At 51.2% G+C, this 16,644-nt stretch carries 13 protein-coding genes; all 13 read right to left on the reverse strand.

What is annotated here, in order from left to right; translation table 11 throughout:
* Nucleotides 1-24: 24 nt before the first annotated feature.
* A complete protein-coding gene (locus PBA01S_RS18890; RefSeq protein ID WP_127576518.1) occupies nucleotides 25-2,706 on the reverse strand; it encodes an FtsK/SpoIIIE family DNA translocase in 2,682 nt (893 codons plus the stop codon).
* Nucleotides 2,707-2,787: 81 nt separating this feature from the next.
* Nucleotides 2,788-3,012 carry a YlzJ-like family protein gene (locus tag PBA01S_RS18895; RefSeq protein ID WP_127576519.1) on the reverse strand — a complete coding sequence of 75 codons (225 nt, stop codon included), beginning with the start codon at nucleotides 3,010-3,012 and terminating at the stop codon, nucleotides 2,788-2,790.
* Nucleotides 3,009-3,770 carry a ClpP family protease gene (locus PBA01S_RS18900; RefSeq protein WP_127576520.1) on the reverse strand — a complete coding sequence of 254 codons (762 nt, stop codon included), beginning with the start codon at nucleotides 3,768-3,770 and terminating at the stop codon, nucleotides 3,009-3,011. The genes PBA01S_RS18895 and PBA01S_RS18900 overlap by 4 nt, the downstream gene beginning before the upstream one ends.
* 221 nt (nucleotides 3,771-3,991) lie before the next feature.
* Nucleotides 3,992-5,671, reverse strand: a complete 1,680-nt coding sequence (locus PBA01S_RS18905) for a ribonuclease J (RefSeq protein ID WP_009223067.1) — start codon at nucleotides 5,669-5,671, stop codon at nucleotides 3,992-3,994.
* 459 nt (nucleotides 5,672-6,130) lie between these two features.
* Nucleotides 6,131-6,997, reverse strand: coding sequence for a 4-hydroxy-tetrahydrodipicolinate synthase (dapA, locus tag PBA01S_RS18910; RefSeq protein ID WP_016312391.1), 867 nt, complete (start codon nucleotides 6,995-6,997; stop codon nucleotides 6,131-6,133).
* A gap of 93 nt (nucleotides 6,998-7,090) precedes the next feature.
* The gene (gene dapG / locus PBA01S_RS18915; protein WP_016312392.1) at nucleotides 7,091-8,311 is read right to left on the reverse strand and encodes an aspartate kinase; all 1,221 of its coding nucleotides are present in this window, start codon (nucleotides 8,309-8,311) and stop codon (nucleotides 7,091-7,093) included.
* A 256-nt stretch (nucleotides 8,312-8,567) separates the two neighbouring features.
* Nucleotides 8,568-9,161 carry a dipicolinate synthase subunit B gene (locus PBA01S_RS18920; RefSeq protein ID WP_028539134.1) on the reverse strand — a complete coding sequence of 198 codons (594 nt, stop codon included), beginning with the start codon at nucleotides 9,159-9,161 and terminating at the stop codon, nucleotides 8,568-8,570.
* Entirely contained in the window at nucleotides 9,158-10,057 is a 900-nt protein-coding gene (dpsA, locus tag PBA01S_RS18925) for a dipicolinate synthase subunit DpsA (protein ID WP_127576521.1), read from the reverse strand. The genes PBA01S_RS18920 and dpsA overlap by 4 nt, the downstream gene beginning before the upstream one ends.
* An 837-nt stretch (nucleotides 10,058-10,894) precedes the next feature.
* A complete protein-coding gene (gene dut, locus PBA01S_RS18930) occupies nucleotides 10,895-11,344 on the reverse strand; it encodes a dUTP diphosphatase (protein ID WP_009223060.1) in 450 nt (149 codons plus the stop codon).
* Nucleotides 11,334-12,587 (reverse strand): M16 family metallopeptidase, encoded by a 1,254-nt coding sequence (locus PBA01S_RS18935; RefSeq protein WP_127576522.1) that lies wholly within the window; start codon nucleotides 12,585-12,587, stop codon nucleotides 11,334-11,336. Before PBA01S_RS18935 ends, dut begins: the two co-directional genes overlap by 11 nt.
* Nucleotides 12,588-12,678: 91 nt before the next feature.
* Nucleotides 12,679-13,713: a polysaccharide deacetylase family protein gene (locus PBA01S_RS18940; protein ID WP_127576523.1), complete on the reverse strand. Its 1,035-nt coding sequence runs from the start codon at nucleotides 13,711-13,713 to the stop codon at nucleotides 12,679-12,681.
* A 145-nt stretch (nucleotides 13,714-13,858) separates the two neighbouring features.
* Entirely contained in the window at nucleotides 13,859-15,967 is a 2,109-nt protein-coding gene (gene pnp / locus PBA01S_RS18945) for a polyribonucleotide nucleotidyltransferase (RefSeq protein ID WP_127576524.1), read from the reverse strand.
* A gap of 245 nt (nucleotides 15,968-16,212) precedes the next feature.
* Nucleotides 16,213-16,482 carry a 30S ribosomal protein S15 gene (gene rpsO, locus PBA01S_RS18950; RefSeq protein WP_009223056.1) on the reverse strand — a complete coding sequence of 90 codons (270 nt, stop codon included), beginning with the start codon at nucleotides 16,480-16,482 and terminating at the stop codon, nucleotides 16,213-16,215.
* Between the last annotated feature and the right edge of the window lie 162 nt (nucleotides 16,483-16,644).

A 16,644-nucleotide genomic window follows, 5' to 3' on the forward strand; every position in this document is an offset into this window, starting at 1 on the left:
GAAGGCCCCTTCGATTCTACAGAATCAAGAAGAGATCCTTCCCATTTTATATTGATCGATGGACATTAACACTTCCCGCGGTTTGCTGCCTTCATATGGCCCAACAATTCCTCGCGCCTCCATGGAGTCAATCAGACGCGCAGCACGAGTATACCCAACCCGCATCCGTCGTTGCAGCAAGGAAACAGAGGCTTGCTTGGCTTCCAGTACGATTTGGACGGCTTGATCAAAGAGCTCGTCCTGTACTTCTTCGGTTTCCTGTACTTCTTCATCCACTTCAGGTACCAGGCTTTCGTCGTATTCGGCTTGGCCTTGCCCCCGCACATAGTTTACAATCGCCTCGACCTCCTGGTCGCTCATAAACGCCCCCTGCACCCGGATCGGCTTAGACGCGCCCATCGGCATATAGAGCATGTCCCCGCGGCCTAGAAGCTTCTCGGCACCAGCCATATCCAGAATCGTTCGGGAATCGACCTGAGACGATACGCCAAACGCGATCCGTGACGGGATGTTGGCTTTGATTACGCCGGTGATGACGTCTACCGAAGGCCGCTGCGTCGCGATGATCAGATGGATCCCCGCCGCCCGGGCCATCTGCGCCAAACGAGCGATGGCATCCTCGACATCGCTGGCTGCAACCATCATGAGGTCCGCTAACTCGTCGACAATCACCACGATATACGGCAACACCGCCTCAGGTTGGTCCGCCATCATTTGGTTGTAGCCTTCAATATTCCGCGCTCCCGATTTGGAGAATAACTCATATCGTTTCTCCATCTCCACCACGATCTTCTTCAGCGCTAGTGAAGCGCGCCGCGGATCGGTCACAACCGGAGTGAGCAGATGCGGAATACCGTTATACACATTAAGTTCGACCATTTTCGGATCGACCATCATAAATTTCACTTCATCCGGCTTCGCTTTGAACAGAATGCTGGTGATAATGCCGTTAATGCACACCGACTTCCCGGAGCCGGTAGCCCCGGCCACCAGCAAGTGAGGCATCTTCGCCAGATTGCCCACGATCGTTTGACCGGAAATATCTCGCCCAAACGCTATGCTTAGCTTAGACTCCGCCTCCATAAACGTTGGCGTCTCCATCACCTCGCGCATCGTCACCAGCGAAACCTCGTTGTTCGGCACCTCGATACCAATCGCAGATTTCCCTGGAATCGGTGCTTCCATCCGGATATCCTTCGCTGCCAGAGCCAAGGCGATATCGTCCGTTAAGTTAACAATTCGGCTGACCTTCACACCGATATCCGGCTGAATTTCGTAACGGGTTACCGCAGGTCCGCGTACGACCTCCAACACCCGGGCCCGCACGCCAAAGCTTTCGAGCGTAGCTTCCAGCTTCCGCGCGGTTTGCATATAATCCGCTTGATCACCGGACTTCCCTGCCCCAGCCGGTTTCGACAGAAGCCGGAACGAAGGCAGCTTGTACGGCTTCGGAGCGGGCTTAGGCGCAGGCGGCGGTGCCGCAGCTTGTCCGTCGCCCTCAGCCTCACCAGCCCCCTCAAGCATATCGGCTGCAGGATTCCCAAGCCCGGATTTATCATTATCCCCGGAGATATCCCCTCCTACTGGATCAAGTACATCCTGTGCTGTTTCCTCGAATGGGACGCTAGGAGAGAGAGCGCTATGCAGCCCAGGCTCGTCCTCATCGGGTTCCTCATCTTGATGGAAGCTTTCCTGCTGAATGTGGTCGAAGAAATCACGGATAATCGGCCCTGTGTCACTGCCAGCAAATCCGTCTGACTTCCTAGACTCGTCCTCATCCCTGCCGATATAGTTGACTTCATTCCAGTTGATTCCTGCATCCACCGATTGCTCAGCAGACTCCGCGACCGCAGGCTTCTCATCTTTGATGGGCGCTGCTTCCACTGGTTCATCCGATCTTCCCTTGAAGTTCAGCAGCTGGAAAAATACCGGCTTCTTACCGCTTGCAGTTGGCACCGCTTCTTCATCGAGAGAAGATTCTTCATCCTCCGAATCATCATAAGTGGTAACCACAGGCTCTGTCTTCTTCACCGCTCGTTTAGCTTTGTTCCGCACGGGGATCGGACGAAGCATGCGCATTTTTTTTCCGAAGTTTTCGGCCAGCACGGCCAATCGGGAATTCAGCATTCGGAATAAATCCACATACGATAATCCGGTCACCAGCATGAAGCTAATCGCCAACAGCACGATCATAATCAGCTTCGCACCGGCCATGCCAAACAAAGAATAAAGCAAAGCAAATTCAAGTGCACCAACATAGCCGCCGCTAATATCCAGGCCCAGCAGGCTGATGCCGGCATCGCTCACCGCAGGCTGGAACAACGCTGTTTGCAGATCGCGGTGAATCTGGCCCAGCACATTACCTGTAGATAAAGGCACGGCTGGCGCCAGCTTATGCTGCATGGCCGAAATGGTGCTCATCAGCGTCAGCGCTAACACTGCCAGCAGCACACCGCTGCGGCGAGCGTTCCAGCGATTCGGCCATTTCCGGTTGATCATGACAGCTAGTCCTATGTAAATGCCAATTAAGGGGATCACAAAATAAAATTTGCCGAGGATCAACGCAGCCATTTTCGATAGCGTCCTTCCTACGGCAGCCTCCCCGCTCAAGGCGATAATCGATAAAGTGATTAGGATGATTCCGTATATTTCGTATTTCAGTATGCTGCCGATCGCAGCTTTCCTCTTCTTCCGTTTCCGTGGCAAAACGAAAACACCCCCTAGATGAATATTATACCATATTCACCGAGGGGGGCCTAGAAAAGATGCCGTCGCCGGCATAGATTCTCACTTTAATAACGTGGGGTAAAATGTAATTTGCCGGCCGGGCGCCAGATCGGGGTTCAAATAATCCTCCAGTCGGCAGCGCAGCAGCCGTACGATGGTCGCCCGATTGCCCTCCTCCATCCGCACCTGCATCAGCACGCCGTTCAGTTCGATTTCACCGTACGCCGCCTGGTTATCGGCATTCTCCCAATAAGCCTCCTCCGGCAAGATCGTATAATGCGTCATTGGGTTATCCCTCCTGCTTGCTTCGCTTGCCGCTTCGATTCAATCATCGAATTCAGCTTGGCTAATCCATCCCCAATCCCGCCGATGGCATCAATTAGCCCGTACTTCACTGCATCGCTGCCGCCAACTGCTGTACCGATATCCCGGTTTAATTCCCCCGTCTTAAACATCAGCTCCTTGAACTTCTCCTCGGATATCTTCGAATGGGTTGTTACAAAACGCACGACCCTTTCTTGCATCTTCTCAATATACTCAAAAGTCTGAGGAACTCCGATCACGAGCCCGGTCATGCGAATCGGATGGATGGTCATCGTGGCGCTTTCGGCGATCAAGGAATAATCGGAGGCCACAGCAATCGGAACACCGATGCTATGCCCGCCGCCGATAACAACCGTGACGGTAGGCTTGGACAGGGAAGATATCATCTCTGCAATGGCAAGCCCCGCCTCCACATCGCCGCCTACGGTATTTAATATAATTAACAGTCCTTCAATCCGCGGATTCTGTTCCGCTGCCACTAATTGAGGAATAACGTGTTCATATTTCGTTGTCTTATTTTGCGGCGGAAGCACTAAATGCCCTTCGATCTGACCAATGATCGTTAAGCAATACACATTCGATTCACCGGGAGTAGGCACCGCCGTTTGCCCGAGCTGCTGAATCATTTCTGGAACTGTGGCTTCTTTTTTCTCCGGTTCGGTCGTTGGCGGAAGTTCAGATTCACTGCGAACGCTTGATTTGCTTAAGTGCTTATTCATGATTAAGCCTTCCTTTCGGTGTCGGCAATCCGACGAAGTCTCGTTGTCTATGCAGCCCTTAGTATGCCGACAACCTTCTTCAATCTATGCAAGAGAGACCTCAAATCAGGAACCTCACGCCATATCGCATGAAAACGACAAAAAGCCCCTTTCCTGCGGAAACCGTCCATAATAACCGGCAGGAAAGGGGCGACTGTGTGCTTAAGTTGGTTAATTCATCATTATACTTCCATGATGATCGGCAAAATCATCGGTCTACGGCGCGTTTGCTCATACAAGAATCGGCCAAGGGCATCCTTCACGTTGGTTTTCAACGAAGCCCATTCGTTTACGTTCTCGCTCATCAGCTTCTCCAGTGTACTGGAGACAATACGGTTCGCTTCTTCCAGCAAGCCTTCCGATTCACGTACATAAACGAAGCCGCGGGAGATAATATCCGGTCCGGATACGATCGTTCCGTCTTGCTTGCTCAGCGTGACAACCACAACCAGGATCCCATCTTGGGATAACAGTTTGCGGTCGCGCAATACGATATTGCCGACATCGCCTACGCCAAGACCGTCGATGAGCACATTACCAGCTGGAACTTTCCCAGCTTTGCGAGCTACACCGTTCTGAATCTCAATCGTATCCCCGATATCAATCAGGAAGATATTGTCTGGATCAATACCAACCGACTCCCCAAGCAAAGCATGCTTCCGCAGCATACGATATTCCCCGTGGATCGGAATAAAATATTTCGGCCGCATCAGGTTCAGCATGAGCTTCAGCTCTTCCTGGCTGCCGTGACCCGAAACGTGAACACCGGAATTCGATCCGCTGTAAATGACTTCTGCTCCGAGGCGGAACAATTCATCAATCGTCCGGCCTACGTACTTCTCATTACCCGGTACCGGTGTTGCCGCGATGATAACCGTGTCGCCTGGAAGAATATCAACCTTGCGATGCGTCGAGCGAGCCATCCGCGTCAAGGCGGACATCGGTTCACCTTGGCTACCAGTGCACAAAATGACAACCCGATCTGCAGCCATCTTGTTAACTTCTTCCGGCTCAATGATGATTCCGTCCGGTACGTTCAGATACCCTAACTCTTCCGCGATTGTCACCACGTTCACCATACTGCGGCCAATGATGGTCAGCTTCCGGTTCGTTGCGTGTGCCGCATCGATGACTTGCTGAATCCGATGAACATTGGAAGCGAAGGTTGCTACAACTACGCGTTGCTTCGCTTTATGGAAAATATCGCTAAGTACGATGCCAACATTCTTCTCCGATGGCGTAAAGCCCGGTCTCTCCGCATTAGTACTGTCGGATAACAGCGCTAGCACGCCATTCTTCCCGATTTCGCCCATTCGGTGCAAATCCGCATATTGATCATTGACTGGGGTATGATCAAATTTGAAGTCACCGGTATGAACGACATTCCCTTCCGGAGTTTCGATGCATACACCCACCGAATCCGGAATACTATGATTCGTCCGGAAGAATGAAGCTTTCATCGTTGTTCCAAGCTCAATCACGGAATCGGCATTGATCAATACGCGTTTCGTTTCGCCGAGCAGTCCCGCTTCCTTCAGTTTGTTCTCAACCAGACCTAAAGTTAATTTCGTCCCGTAAACCGGAACGTTCAAGTTCTTCAGCACGTAAGGCAAACCGCCGATATGGTCTTCATGGCCGTGCGTCAATACGATGCCTCTTACTTTATCGCGGTTCTCCGTCAAGTAAGTGATATCGGGAATGACGATGTCGATGCCGAGCATGTCCTCTTCCGGAAACTTAAGTCCGGAGTCGATGACAACAATGTCATTGGCATATTGAACGACATACATGTTCTTCCCAATCTCTGCGACGCCGCCCAATGCGAAAATCGTCAATTTCTCATTATTTATTTTTTTAGACAAGTGAATCTAACCCTCCTATTATTATGGACGTCGTATCGAAAATTCCTATGGAAATAGCTCCAAACGCTACATCTAAATTCCAAAGCCTGTAAATTGCAGGAATAAACAATCGCCTTGATCAAGACGAACTCGCCGTTTCTCAAAGTCATATCAAATGGTTGTTCAATCAAGTTCTAGTAAAATCCACAGCTTCATCTATACCAAGCGGTCTGGTAAAACGTTCTCCGTACTCGCTTACACTGGCAGAAGCCAACTTCTTGAACAAGCCATTTAATTCATAATTCACCGCACCCAGTCACTTGAACTCATTATACATGATTAAATTGGCAAAAAACAAGTCAGCGCTTTTCCCTACGTCTAACCTTACCTTGTGCCACGACAAAAAAACCGATGCCTGCAAATCAGGCATCGGTTTCTGGGAATACAGCACATATCTGGTTATTCAAAGATAGACAGCCGCTATTTGAGGAAGCTGCGAATCCGCTGCGCTTCTTGTTCACTTGGCGGCACCAGCGGCAAACGAACCGTTCCTACTGGATGGCCGGTTTCATTTAATGCATACTTCACGGCTACTGGATTCGGGCATTCAAACAACACCTTAAATAACGGCAGAAGCTCGCGATGCAACTGGCTTGCCCGCTCTACGTTCCCATTAAAGAATTGTGCAACCATTTCTTTGATGGAGCGGCCTGCGACATGGCTGGCCACGCTAATGACACCGTAAGCTCCGACCGCCATCGCTGGAAGTGCCGAGGCATCATCACCCGAATAAACCTTAAAATGCTCCGGCGCCTGGGCAACGATCATAGCAACCTGATCCAGAGGCGCGCATTCCTTGGTCCCCACGATATTTGGGATTTGCGCCAGCCGCAGCGTCGTTTCCACGCTCAAGCTGACAACTGTACGGCTAGGCACGTTGTACACGATAACCGGCAGGCTGGTTACAGCCGCAATCGCTTCGAAATGGCGGAAAAGGCCTTCCTGATTCGGCTTATTATAATACGGAGCGACCAGCAAAATCCCGTCTACTCCGCATTTTTCAGCTTCACGCGTCAAATGAACGGAATGAGCAGTATCATTGCTTCCTGTGCCAGCAATAATTTTGCAGCGTCCGGCTGCATGTTTTACCGCGAAGGCAAACAGCTCAAGCTTTTCTTCATCCGTTAGTGTAGGGGACTCCCCCGTCGTTCCGCTTACGACCAAACTGTCAGATTGCTGCTCCTCCACCAAATAGTCGATCAGGCTTGCGGTTTGGTCCCAGTCAATTTTTCCTTGATCATTAAAAGGCGTTACCATGGCTGTAATCATTCTTCCGAAATCAATCACGCCATATCCTCCTCCCGTCTCCCGCTTCGCTTATTTATTGCCGTCTTCTCAGTATGCCTTCAATTTCCTTAAGCGATGAATTCACATGCTTGGTTAGCGTCCCAGTTCGAACTTCGCATGCAACGCTCGTAGCGCCTGCACCATATCGTCCTTCCGCACCAAAACCCAAATCGTAGTATTCGAATCAGCCGATTGCAAAATCTGAATGCCCTGCTCGGTCAGAGCCTCAACGATCTTGGCCATAATTCCAGGAACGCCGTTAATGCCGCCGCCGATGACGGACACCTTGGCGCATCCCGTGCATATTTGCGGTGAAAGGTCCAGCGATCTCAACACCGCTTCTGCCTTCGCCGAATCTTTATCAAAGACCGTATAAACGACACCGGTTGGGGTCACATTAATAAAATCAACACTAATGTCGTTCTCTGCCATGGATTTAAAAACTTGCAGCTGTAGATGATGTGGGCCGTTGCCAACGGATTCCACCCGGATTTGCGTCACGTTCGCCACATAGGCAATCCCAGTCACGTAACGATCCACAATCCCCAGTTGTACGTCCTTAAATCCTTCGGGGTTAGCAACCAATGTTCCTTCCCCTTGCGAAAAAGTCGAGCGAACCCGTACCGGAATTCCTGCTTGCATCGCAATTTCTACAGCGCGGGGATGAATAACTTTAGCCCCTTGATGCGCCATGTTGCAGATTTCTGCGTAGCTGACGTATTCCAGCGGCTTCGCATCCTCGACAATCCGGGGATCCGCAGTTAAGATCCCGTTCACATCGGTATAAATATCAACCATTTCGGCGTGTAACGCAGCCCCTAACGCCGTAGCCGAGGTATCGCTACCTCCACGCCCCAGCGTTGTGAAGTCGCCGTCTTGATTTTGACCTTGAAACCCTGTCACAATCACGACATCCTTCTGCTGCAGTTCTTCCAGCACCCGTGTCGGAACGATATCCAGAATTCTCGCATTGCCAAACTGGCTGTCCGTTCGGAATCCAGCTTGAGCTCCAGTCAAGACGACCGAAGAGATGTGCTGCTCAGCTAGCAAGCTGCACAGCTTGGCTGCAGAAATAATTTCGCCGCAAGCCATCAGTAAATCTTGTTCGCGAGGGGGTAAATAGCAATCCCCTTCAGACACCAAATCAAGCAAGGTGTCCGTTGCGTAAGGATCCCCTTTTCGGCCCATAGCCGAAACCACCACGACGAGCCGGAAACCGTTATCCAGTTCCCGGCGTACGTGTGAGATGACATGCTCTCTCGCTTCTTTCGTCGAAAGAGACGTGCCACCGAATTTTTGCACCAAAATGCGCATGGATATTCCTCCAGTTAATAAGTGCGGAGTAAAGCGATGACTTCATTCCGTTAGTAATAGCAAGATTAACGAACCCAGAGCTTCGAAAACATACCCCTTCGCCGCAATGATCTCCGCGATGGTATACGGCATTCCATGCTGCGCCTTTGAGCAATTTGTTCCGATACTTCCCACCTATATTGAGTCCGTCCTGTAAAGATCACGGCGTGAAACAACCCGAACGGTGCTTCATACATGGTATGCCGGCTGCGCAACGTTATCCATGAAAACGTTCGATAATTAACGGTTGCAGCTGTTTGCCTTCAAGCGCGGCATAGCATGTTTCAGGAATCAGTTCCATATTTGCTACGAGCGAATTCGGTTTGCCGGTCGGATTGTCTTGACCAAACGGAACGAAATATACGTTCTTGGCCACAATTAATTTCGCGATATTTGCCAAATTAAAACCTAAACCGTCATTCGTCGACACCGCGATGACAAGCGGTCGCCCGTTTCTCAGCTGGGCTTTTGCGGCCATCAATACGGGACTATCCGTTATCGCATTCGCCAGTTTGCTCGTCGTCGTTCCCGTGCAAGGAGCGATAACCAACACGTCCAGCAGCTTGCTTGGACCCAGCGGTTCGGCTTCGACAATTGAAGAAATAATATCATTCCCGGTAATATCTTTCAACTGTTTGCGCCAATCCTCCGATTTACCGAAACGGGTGTCGGTCGTCAGTACCGACTGGGATATGATCGGCACAACCTTCGCCCCTCCGTCAATAAATCGTTGGATCTGTGGCATTACCTCAGCAAACGTACAATGCGAGCCCGTAATGGCGTAACCTACCGTTTTACCCTGCCAATTCACTGTTCATCCCCCCGTGATTGATACTCATCCATAATCGACTGACAAATCGTGTTCGCCATAATAATACCAGCCGATTTGGGAGCGACGATTCCGGGGAGGCCAGGGGCTAAAATCGCCTTCACTCCGCGCTTCTCAGCGAAACGGAAATCCGTTCCACCAGGCGCCGAAGCCAGGTCGATAATCACCGCCGTACGGGGCAGTTTCGAGATGATTTGCGCTGTGACTATCATAGTCGGAATTGTGTTAAAAATCAAGTCAACATCCCCTGTGTTGGCGGCCAAATCCCTTGTCACAAAAGGCTTCCAGCCCATTTGCACCGCCCTGGCCACATCAGCTTCACGACGTACCCCTACCCTCACATTCGCTCCCAAACCTTGCAGCGTTCTTGCCAGCGTAAACCCTGTCCTCCCGATCCCAAGTACGATACAGTTCGAACCGTGAATCGTGATGTCCGTGTTCTGAATCGCCATCATTACTGCGCCTTCCGCCGTTGGAATCGAGTTATAAATGGCGACGTCATCACGTTCGAGCACCTCAATGATCCGGAAGCCGTGCTCCTCGCCCATTTGCTTTAGGAAGCTCTTGGCAATACCGGTATAGACCAGCGTGCTTGTTCGGACGGAGGCAAACCATTCCCGTTTAATGACCAGTTGTTCTGCAGAGAACGGCGCCGGGACGACACCGTGATCATCGCAACCGATTACCGGAAGGATGATTACGTCCGCGCCGGCCAGCAAGCCGGGGCTTAACGTCTCCTGCGAGACTCCTTTAAGGGGTGTTTCCCATCGGTCGAATCCAACAACCCGTACTGTAGCATCCAGCTCGACACATTTGTTGATGACCTCCACCTGCCGGGCATCCCCACCGAGGAATACAATTGTGATTCCGGTCAGCATTCTTAGACGGCACTCCTTCCAAGCAACACAGTATAGACCATCTTATGCCGCGGCCTACGAAGTGGTGAAAGTCTAGAATGCGTTGCGAAGCTGACGATGTGTATATCGTAATAGCAAACCTTTCCAGCAATTTTATAGGATACATTCCATATTATTGCAGCCGCTGCAGTCTTTTGAACAAGCTAGGAAAACGATCCGGGGTATTTATGAATCGGTGGATGGCATAAGGAGCAACGTAAGAAGTTACGGGATACTATCAGATCGATGGGATAGGGAAGTGGAGTTAGGGTTGATGTTCTTGTGAGCGTCATGCGGATGCACCGTCGTTTCTACTGCAGCGCTGTAAAGCGGCTTAAAGGCAGAGGGCCTGCTTGAATCTAGAGCTGCCGTTATACTGGACCGTGGAAGGACCGATGGTCATTCGCTCGACGCCGCTGTTTCAGGGGGCAATCTTTTATTCGAGTTAGAGCGAGCTAAACCTTAGACGAGCTGTCCGAGCTGACCAATGTAGTGCCAACTGAAAATGAACATTGGTTAAAAATTATGGGATGCTCTTAAGATACAGGAGATGAAGATTCAGTACGCGGCTGTACACTTACGAAACAATACTGTGGGGGAACTCGGTGGTTATAAAAAGTGTGGACGGTCTTTCTTGCCACGGACCTCAGCAAAATTCGGGGACTTTTAAACACGTCATGTGAGCCACTTACGAACGCAAAGAAAGAAAATAAGGGTAAAAAAGTTCGCTATTTCCGGTCAAAACCTTCTCCTAACCGATAATAGGAACCTTATTTACCCTTATCTTTAAGCCGTTCTGGTTGAACGCGCCTCAGCGTCTTACTTCGTGCCCGTATGCCCAAACCCGCCGGCGCCGCGAACCGTCTCCGACAGCTTGTCTACCTGCACGAGGTTCACCTCGGGAACGATCTGGAACACCATCTGAGCAATCCGTTCATTCCGCCGGATCACGAACGGTTCCTGACCAAGATTGATCAGCAGCACCTTGATTTCGCCGCGGTAATCTGCATCGATGGTTCCCGGCGTATTCAGGCACGTAATCCCGTGCTTCAACGCCAGCCCGCTGCGCGGGCGAATTTGCGCCTCTAAGCCGCCGGGCATCGCGATCGCGATCCCGGTCGGTACGAGGGCGCGTTGCCCTGGCTGGAGCGTCAGCTCCTCTGTAACGGCGGCGTAGAGGTCAAAGCCGGAAGCCAGCTCCGACATTTTACGCGGCAGCTCAATATCTTCATTTCCTGCCAAACGATTAATTTGCACTTCAAACGACAAGCTCATCTCTCCTAACTCCCGATATCACACGATCAGACGCCCCCACCATGGCAAGCGAAAATGGATGACTAAACATGCCCTTCAATACTTGGTTGACATCGTCCATCGTCACCGCCTCAATGCGGGCGATCATTTCATCTAAAGAATAATGTTTGCCGATCATCAGCTCATTTTTGCCAAGTCGGTTCATGCGGCTTCCGGTGCTTTCTAAGCTCAAAATCAAGCTGCCCTTCAGCTGTTCCTTCCCCTTGCTTAGCTCGTTTGGAGTAATCCCGTTCACCGACACATCGTGCAGGATCTCCTTGGTCAAATCCAGCACTTCCTTCGTTTGACGCGGCGCGGTTCCCGCGTACACCGTAAACAGTCCACTGTCAGCGTGCGAGCTGTGATACGAGTACACCGAGTAGGCTAACCCGCGTTTCTCACGGATTTCCTGAAAGAGTCGCGAGCTCATGCCGCCGCCAAGCGCATTGTTCAGCAGCACCATCGCATACTGCTTCTCATCCCCGATCGGCAATCCGGGGAAGGACAAGCAAATATGGTTCTGCTCGGTCTTCTTGCGGTGGAACTTCAATCCGCCCAAGAACTCAGGCGCGGCCATTGGGCTGGAGCTTCCCCGATTCGAAAAATCACCGAAATATTGCTCCAGCAGGTCAATCACCTGTTCATCGATGTTCCCTGCCACGCTAATAACCGTATTCTCGATCGTATAGTGCTCGCGCATGTATTCTCGCAGGTGTTCGGATTCCATAGCGCGCAGCTTCTCCTCCGTCCCTAGAATCGGAAGAGCCAGCGGATGGTCCCCGTAGGCTGCCTGCGTTACAAGATCGTGGACCATATCATCCGGCGTATCTTCGTACATGGAGATTTCCTCGACGATGACGTTTTTCTCTTTCCGCAGCTCTTCCGCATCGAACAAAGAACGGAAAAACATGTCGGACAACACGTCAACCGCAATCGGTAAATGCTCATCCAGCACTTTCGCGTAATAGCAGGTATATTCCTTGGACGTAAACGCGTTAACGTTGCCGCCAATCGCATCAAACTGTTCTGCGATGTCCTTGGCGCTGTAGCGTTCCGTCCCTTTAAACAGCATGTGTTCGATAAAATGCGAAATTCCGCCCCGCTCAGGGCGTTCATTGCGGGAGCCAGTTTTGACCCAAATCCCGAACGAGACCGAACGGCACGTTGGGATCTTCTCCATGACTACCCGAAGGCCGTTTTTCAATTGCGTTTTCTTCACGAAAGGCCCTCCTAAATGTTATGCGATGCGTTGGTTAGCGTCGTTAATAAATGCATCCCTATCCTACCAAAAAAAGGCGGAAAGCTCAACTCTACGGCACAGGAACTTCCACTCGGTCCGGCGACAGCGTTTGTTCCACGGTTCCGAGCACCAACCCTTTGCTGCGAATGGCCTGAATCATCCCTTCCAGCGCGTCGCGGCTGGCCGCCGTCGGATGCATCAAGATCAGCGTTCCCGGCCCTACATTATTGCTAATCTTACTCACGATGCTGGTTGCGGGCGGATTTTTCCAATCTACGGTATCCACCGTCCACAAAACCGTCTTCAGCCCCTGTTCTGCTGCCAGCTTGACGGTCTGCATATTATAATCGCCTGAAGGCGGCGCGAACCAGCGATTTTCCACGCCCAGCTTCTCCTTCAGCAGCTCCTTCGTTTTGGAGATCTCCAGCCGTGCCCGCGTTTGTTCCAGCTGGCTCATATTCGGATGCGAGTAGGCGTGGTTTTCGATTTGATGGCCACGCCGTTTGATTTCAGCCGCAAGCTCCCCGTTCTTCTTCAGCCAGCTGCCATCGAGAAAAAAGGTCGCCTTGACCTTCTGCTGATCCAACGTATCCAGCATCGGCACCAGGTATTCATTGCCCCAGGCCACATTGATCATGAGCGCTGCCATCGGCTTGTTCGGGTTCCCCCGGTAAATCGGCTGCGGCCCTAAATCCTCAAGATTTACTTTCGGCCGAAGCTCCCGATACACATACTCGATGTTCGCGCCCTCCGGCAACAATTTGGCTTTCTCATAGGTACGTTCGATATCTACCTCTCGACCGTTATAGCCGGGAATCGCTTTCCAGACCCGGTCGACCACCGCGTCAATTGGCTCGATCCGCTGCTTCTCCGCCTCTTCCCGGATCTTGGCCAGCAACGGATCCGTATCCTTCGCTGTCCCGCCGCTAGCCGGGTCAGGCTGGTCCTGAGCGCCCAAGTCACCGGTCAAGTCATGAATCAGGCGAAAAGCGTAGCTGTCTTCTCCCGAGCTTTTGGCAATAAAAGCCCGAATGCCGGCAAACTGCCCCAATATCATCATCAACGCAATGCAGATCGCGATGACTGCAAACTTGTTCCGCCCCATGCTAACAGCTCATCCCCTTAAACGGTTTTTGTCCCCATCATATGTTGACAAGCCTAGGGATATGCGAAAGCAATAAAAAAGAGCCAGAATTTAATTATTCTGTCTCTTTTCCCGCAAGGGTTGCCTGCGTCGATAGATTATAAATTTATTTGGTTGGAGTTTTGTCCGTTTCGGCGGTTAATACCGCTTTGCGGGAAAGATTAATCCGTCCTTGGTTGTCGATCTCGGTCACTTTCACCGTTACCGTATCACCGATCGCCACAACGTCTTCAACTTTGGCGACGCGTTCCGTTGAGAGTTGCGAAATATGCACTAAGCCGTCTTTACCTGGCAAAATCTCAACGAATGCACCAAATTTCTCGATCCGTTTGACGGTCCCGACGTAAATCTCGCCAACCACCACTTCTTTGACAATCCCTTCAATGATCGAACGCGCTTTGTTGTTCATCTCTTCATTGGTAGAAGCGATGTACACGCGGCCATCTTGCTCGATATCGATCTTCACGCCGGTTTCCTCGATGATCTTGTTGATGATCTTGCCGCCGGCTCCGATAACATCGCGGATTTTGTCCGGATTGATTTGCATGATCGTAATCTTCGGCGCATAAGGGGACAGATGCTCCTTCGGCTTCTGGATCCGTTCCATCATTTTGGACAAGATAAACAGTCGACCTTCTCTTGCTTGCTTCAAAGCATCGGACAAAATTTGCCGGTCAATGCCATCAATTTTGATATCCATTTGGATCGCGGTAACGCCTTCCGCAGTACCAGCCACTTTGAAGTCCATATCGCCAAGATGATCTTCCATCCCTTGGATGTCAGTCAAGATCGACACATGTTCGCCGTCTTTAATCAGACCCATCGCAACCCCGGCAACCGGAGCTTTGATTGGTACGCCTGCATCCATCATCGCCAGCGTACTGGCGCAAATGCTCGCCTGCGAGGTCGAACCGTTAGATTCCAACACTTCCGATACGAGACGAATCGTATAAGGGAATTCGGATTCCGGCGGAATCACCTTCGACAATGCGCGTTCGCCCAATGCGCCGTGACCGATTTCGCGGCGGCCTGGAGCCCGCAATGGACGAGCTTCGCCAACGCTGAACGGCGGGAAATTATAGTGGTGCATGAAGCGTTTCGACTCTTCGAGGTCAATCCCGTCGAGAATTTGCACATCGCCCAATGCTCCAAGGGTACAGATGCTTAGGGCTTGCGTTTGCCCGCGCGTGAACAGACCGGAGCCATGCGTACGCGGCAGCAGGCTGATATCGCATTCAATCGGACGAATCTCGTCCAGTTTACGACCGTCAGGGCGTACTTTTTCATGAGTGATCAACCGGCGCACTTCTTCCTTAACGATGTCGTGAAGTACTTCCTTCACATCGGCGAGCAGCTCCGGCGTTTCTATGTATTTCTCTTCGAAATGAGCTACCGTTTCGTCGTTAATCGCGTCAATCGCATCCTGACGAGCATGCTTCTCAGCGATCTTCACCGCTTCAATCAAGCGATCTTGGGCATAAGCGCGAACCTCACGGTTCACTTCTTCATTTACCGTATGCAACTGAACTTGCATCTTTTCTTTACCAGCGACTTTTACGAGATCTTCAATGACAGCAACGATCCGTTTGATCTCTTCATGGCCAAACATAATGGCTTCCAGCATCACTTCTTCTGGAACTTCGTTCGCTTCCGCTTCTACCATCATGATAGCGTCCTTCGTGCCGGCAACCACGACGTAAATGTCGCTCGCTTCCTGCTGGGCTACGTCCGGGTTAATGACGAATTCCCCGTTTACCCGGCCTACAGCCACGCCTCCGATTGGCCCGTTAAACGGAACATCGGAAATGCTCAGCGCTGCAGAAGTCCCGATCATGGCGGCAATTTCCGGTTCGCAGTCCTGATCCACACTCATGACCAGGTTTACGATTTGCACATCATTACGGAAGCCTTCCGGGAAGAGCGGACGAATTGGACGGTCGGTCAAACGGCTGGCCAGAATCGCTTTTTCACTTGGACGTCCTTCCCGTTTAATAAAGCCGCCGGGAATTTTACCGACTGCATACAGTTTCTCTTCATAATTGACGGTTAACGGGAAAAAGTCCAAATCCTTAGGTTCGGAAGAAGCCGTAACCGTACAAAGCACCGCCGTATCGCCGTAGCGGACCATGACCGCCGCATTCGCTTGCTTCGCTAATCGGCCGGTTTCCAGAATGAGAGGTCTTCCTCCCAAATCCATTCTCACTTCAGTCTGCATGAAATCCCTCCTTATCACCAATACAAGTTCGGTACTGAGTTCATTATTTCCTGCTTTTCACCAATTCATAATGAGAAGCGGCGTTGACAAGAGAAGAATGTCCTCATAACAAAAGCTCCTGACGGAGCTCTTCATGGAAGCTTATCGCAACAAAGCCTAATTTGCAAAAAGCAACCCGGCTGCACACCACACGCTTCGCCAGCGTCCGCCATGCAACTAGGCTGCTTTTGTACAAACTTGTTTAATTAACGACGCAATCCAAGTTTCTCAATCAAAGCGGAGTAACGATTTACGTCTTTGTTCTTCAAGTAAGCCAACAACTTACGACGTTGACCAACCATCTTCAGAAGACCGCGACGGGAATGATGGTCCTTCTTGTGTGTACGCAAGTGGTCCGTCAAATTCACAATGTTCTCCGTAAGGATAGCAATTTGCACCTCAGGGGATCCGGTATCGGACTCATGAGTTCTGTGCTCTTGGATCAATTGTTGTTTACGTTCTTGAGTCAATGCCATCCTGTTCACCTCCTTTATCTCAAATCGCCGTTAGCCTCGTCGCCGGCGGTGAAACCGTGCAACCAAGCCAAGGTTCTCGCTGCCGATTGGAAAAAACATGTTCTTCCGCATGACAACGTTACATAGTATACCACAGCCGATGGGCAAAGTAAATGCCGCGCG

Origin of the sequence: Paenibacillus barengoltzii NBRC 101215 (assembly GCF_004000745.1) — a bacterium.
Lineage (GTDB): Bacteria > Bacillota > Bacilli > Paenibacillales > Paenibacillaceae > Fontibacillus > Fontibacillus barengoltzii.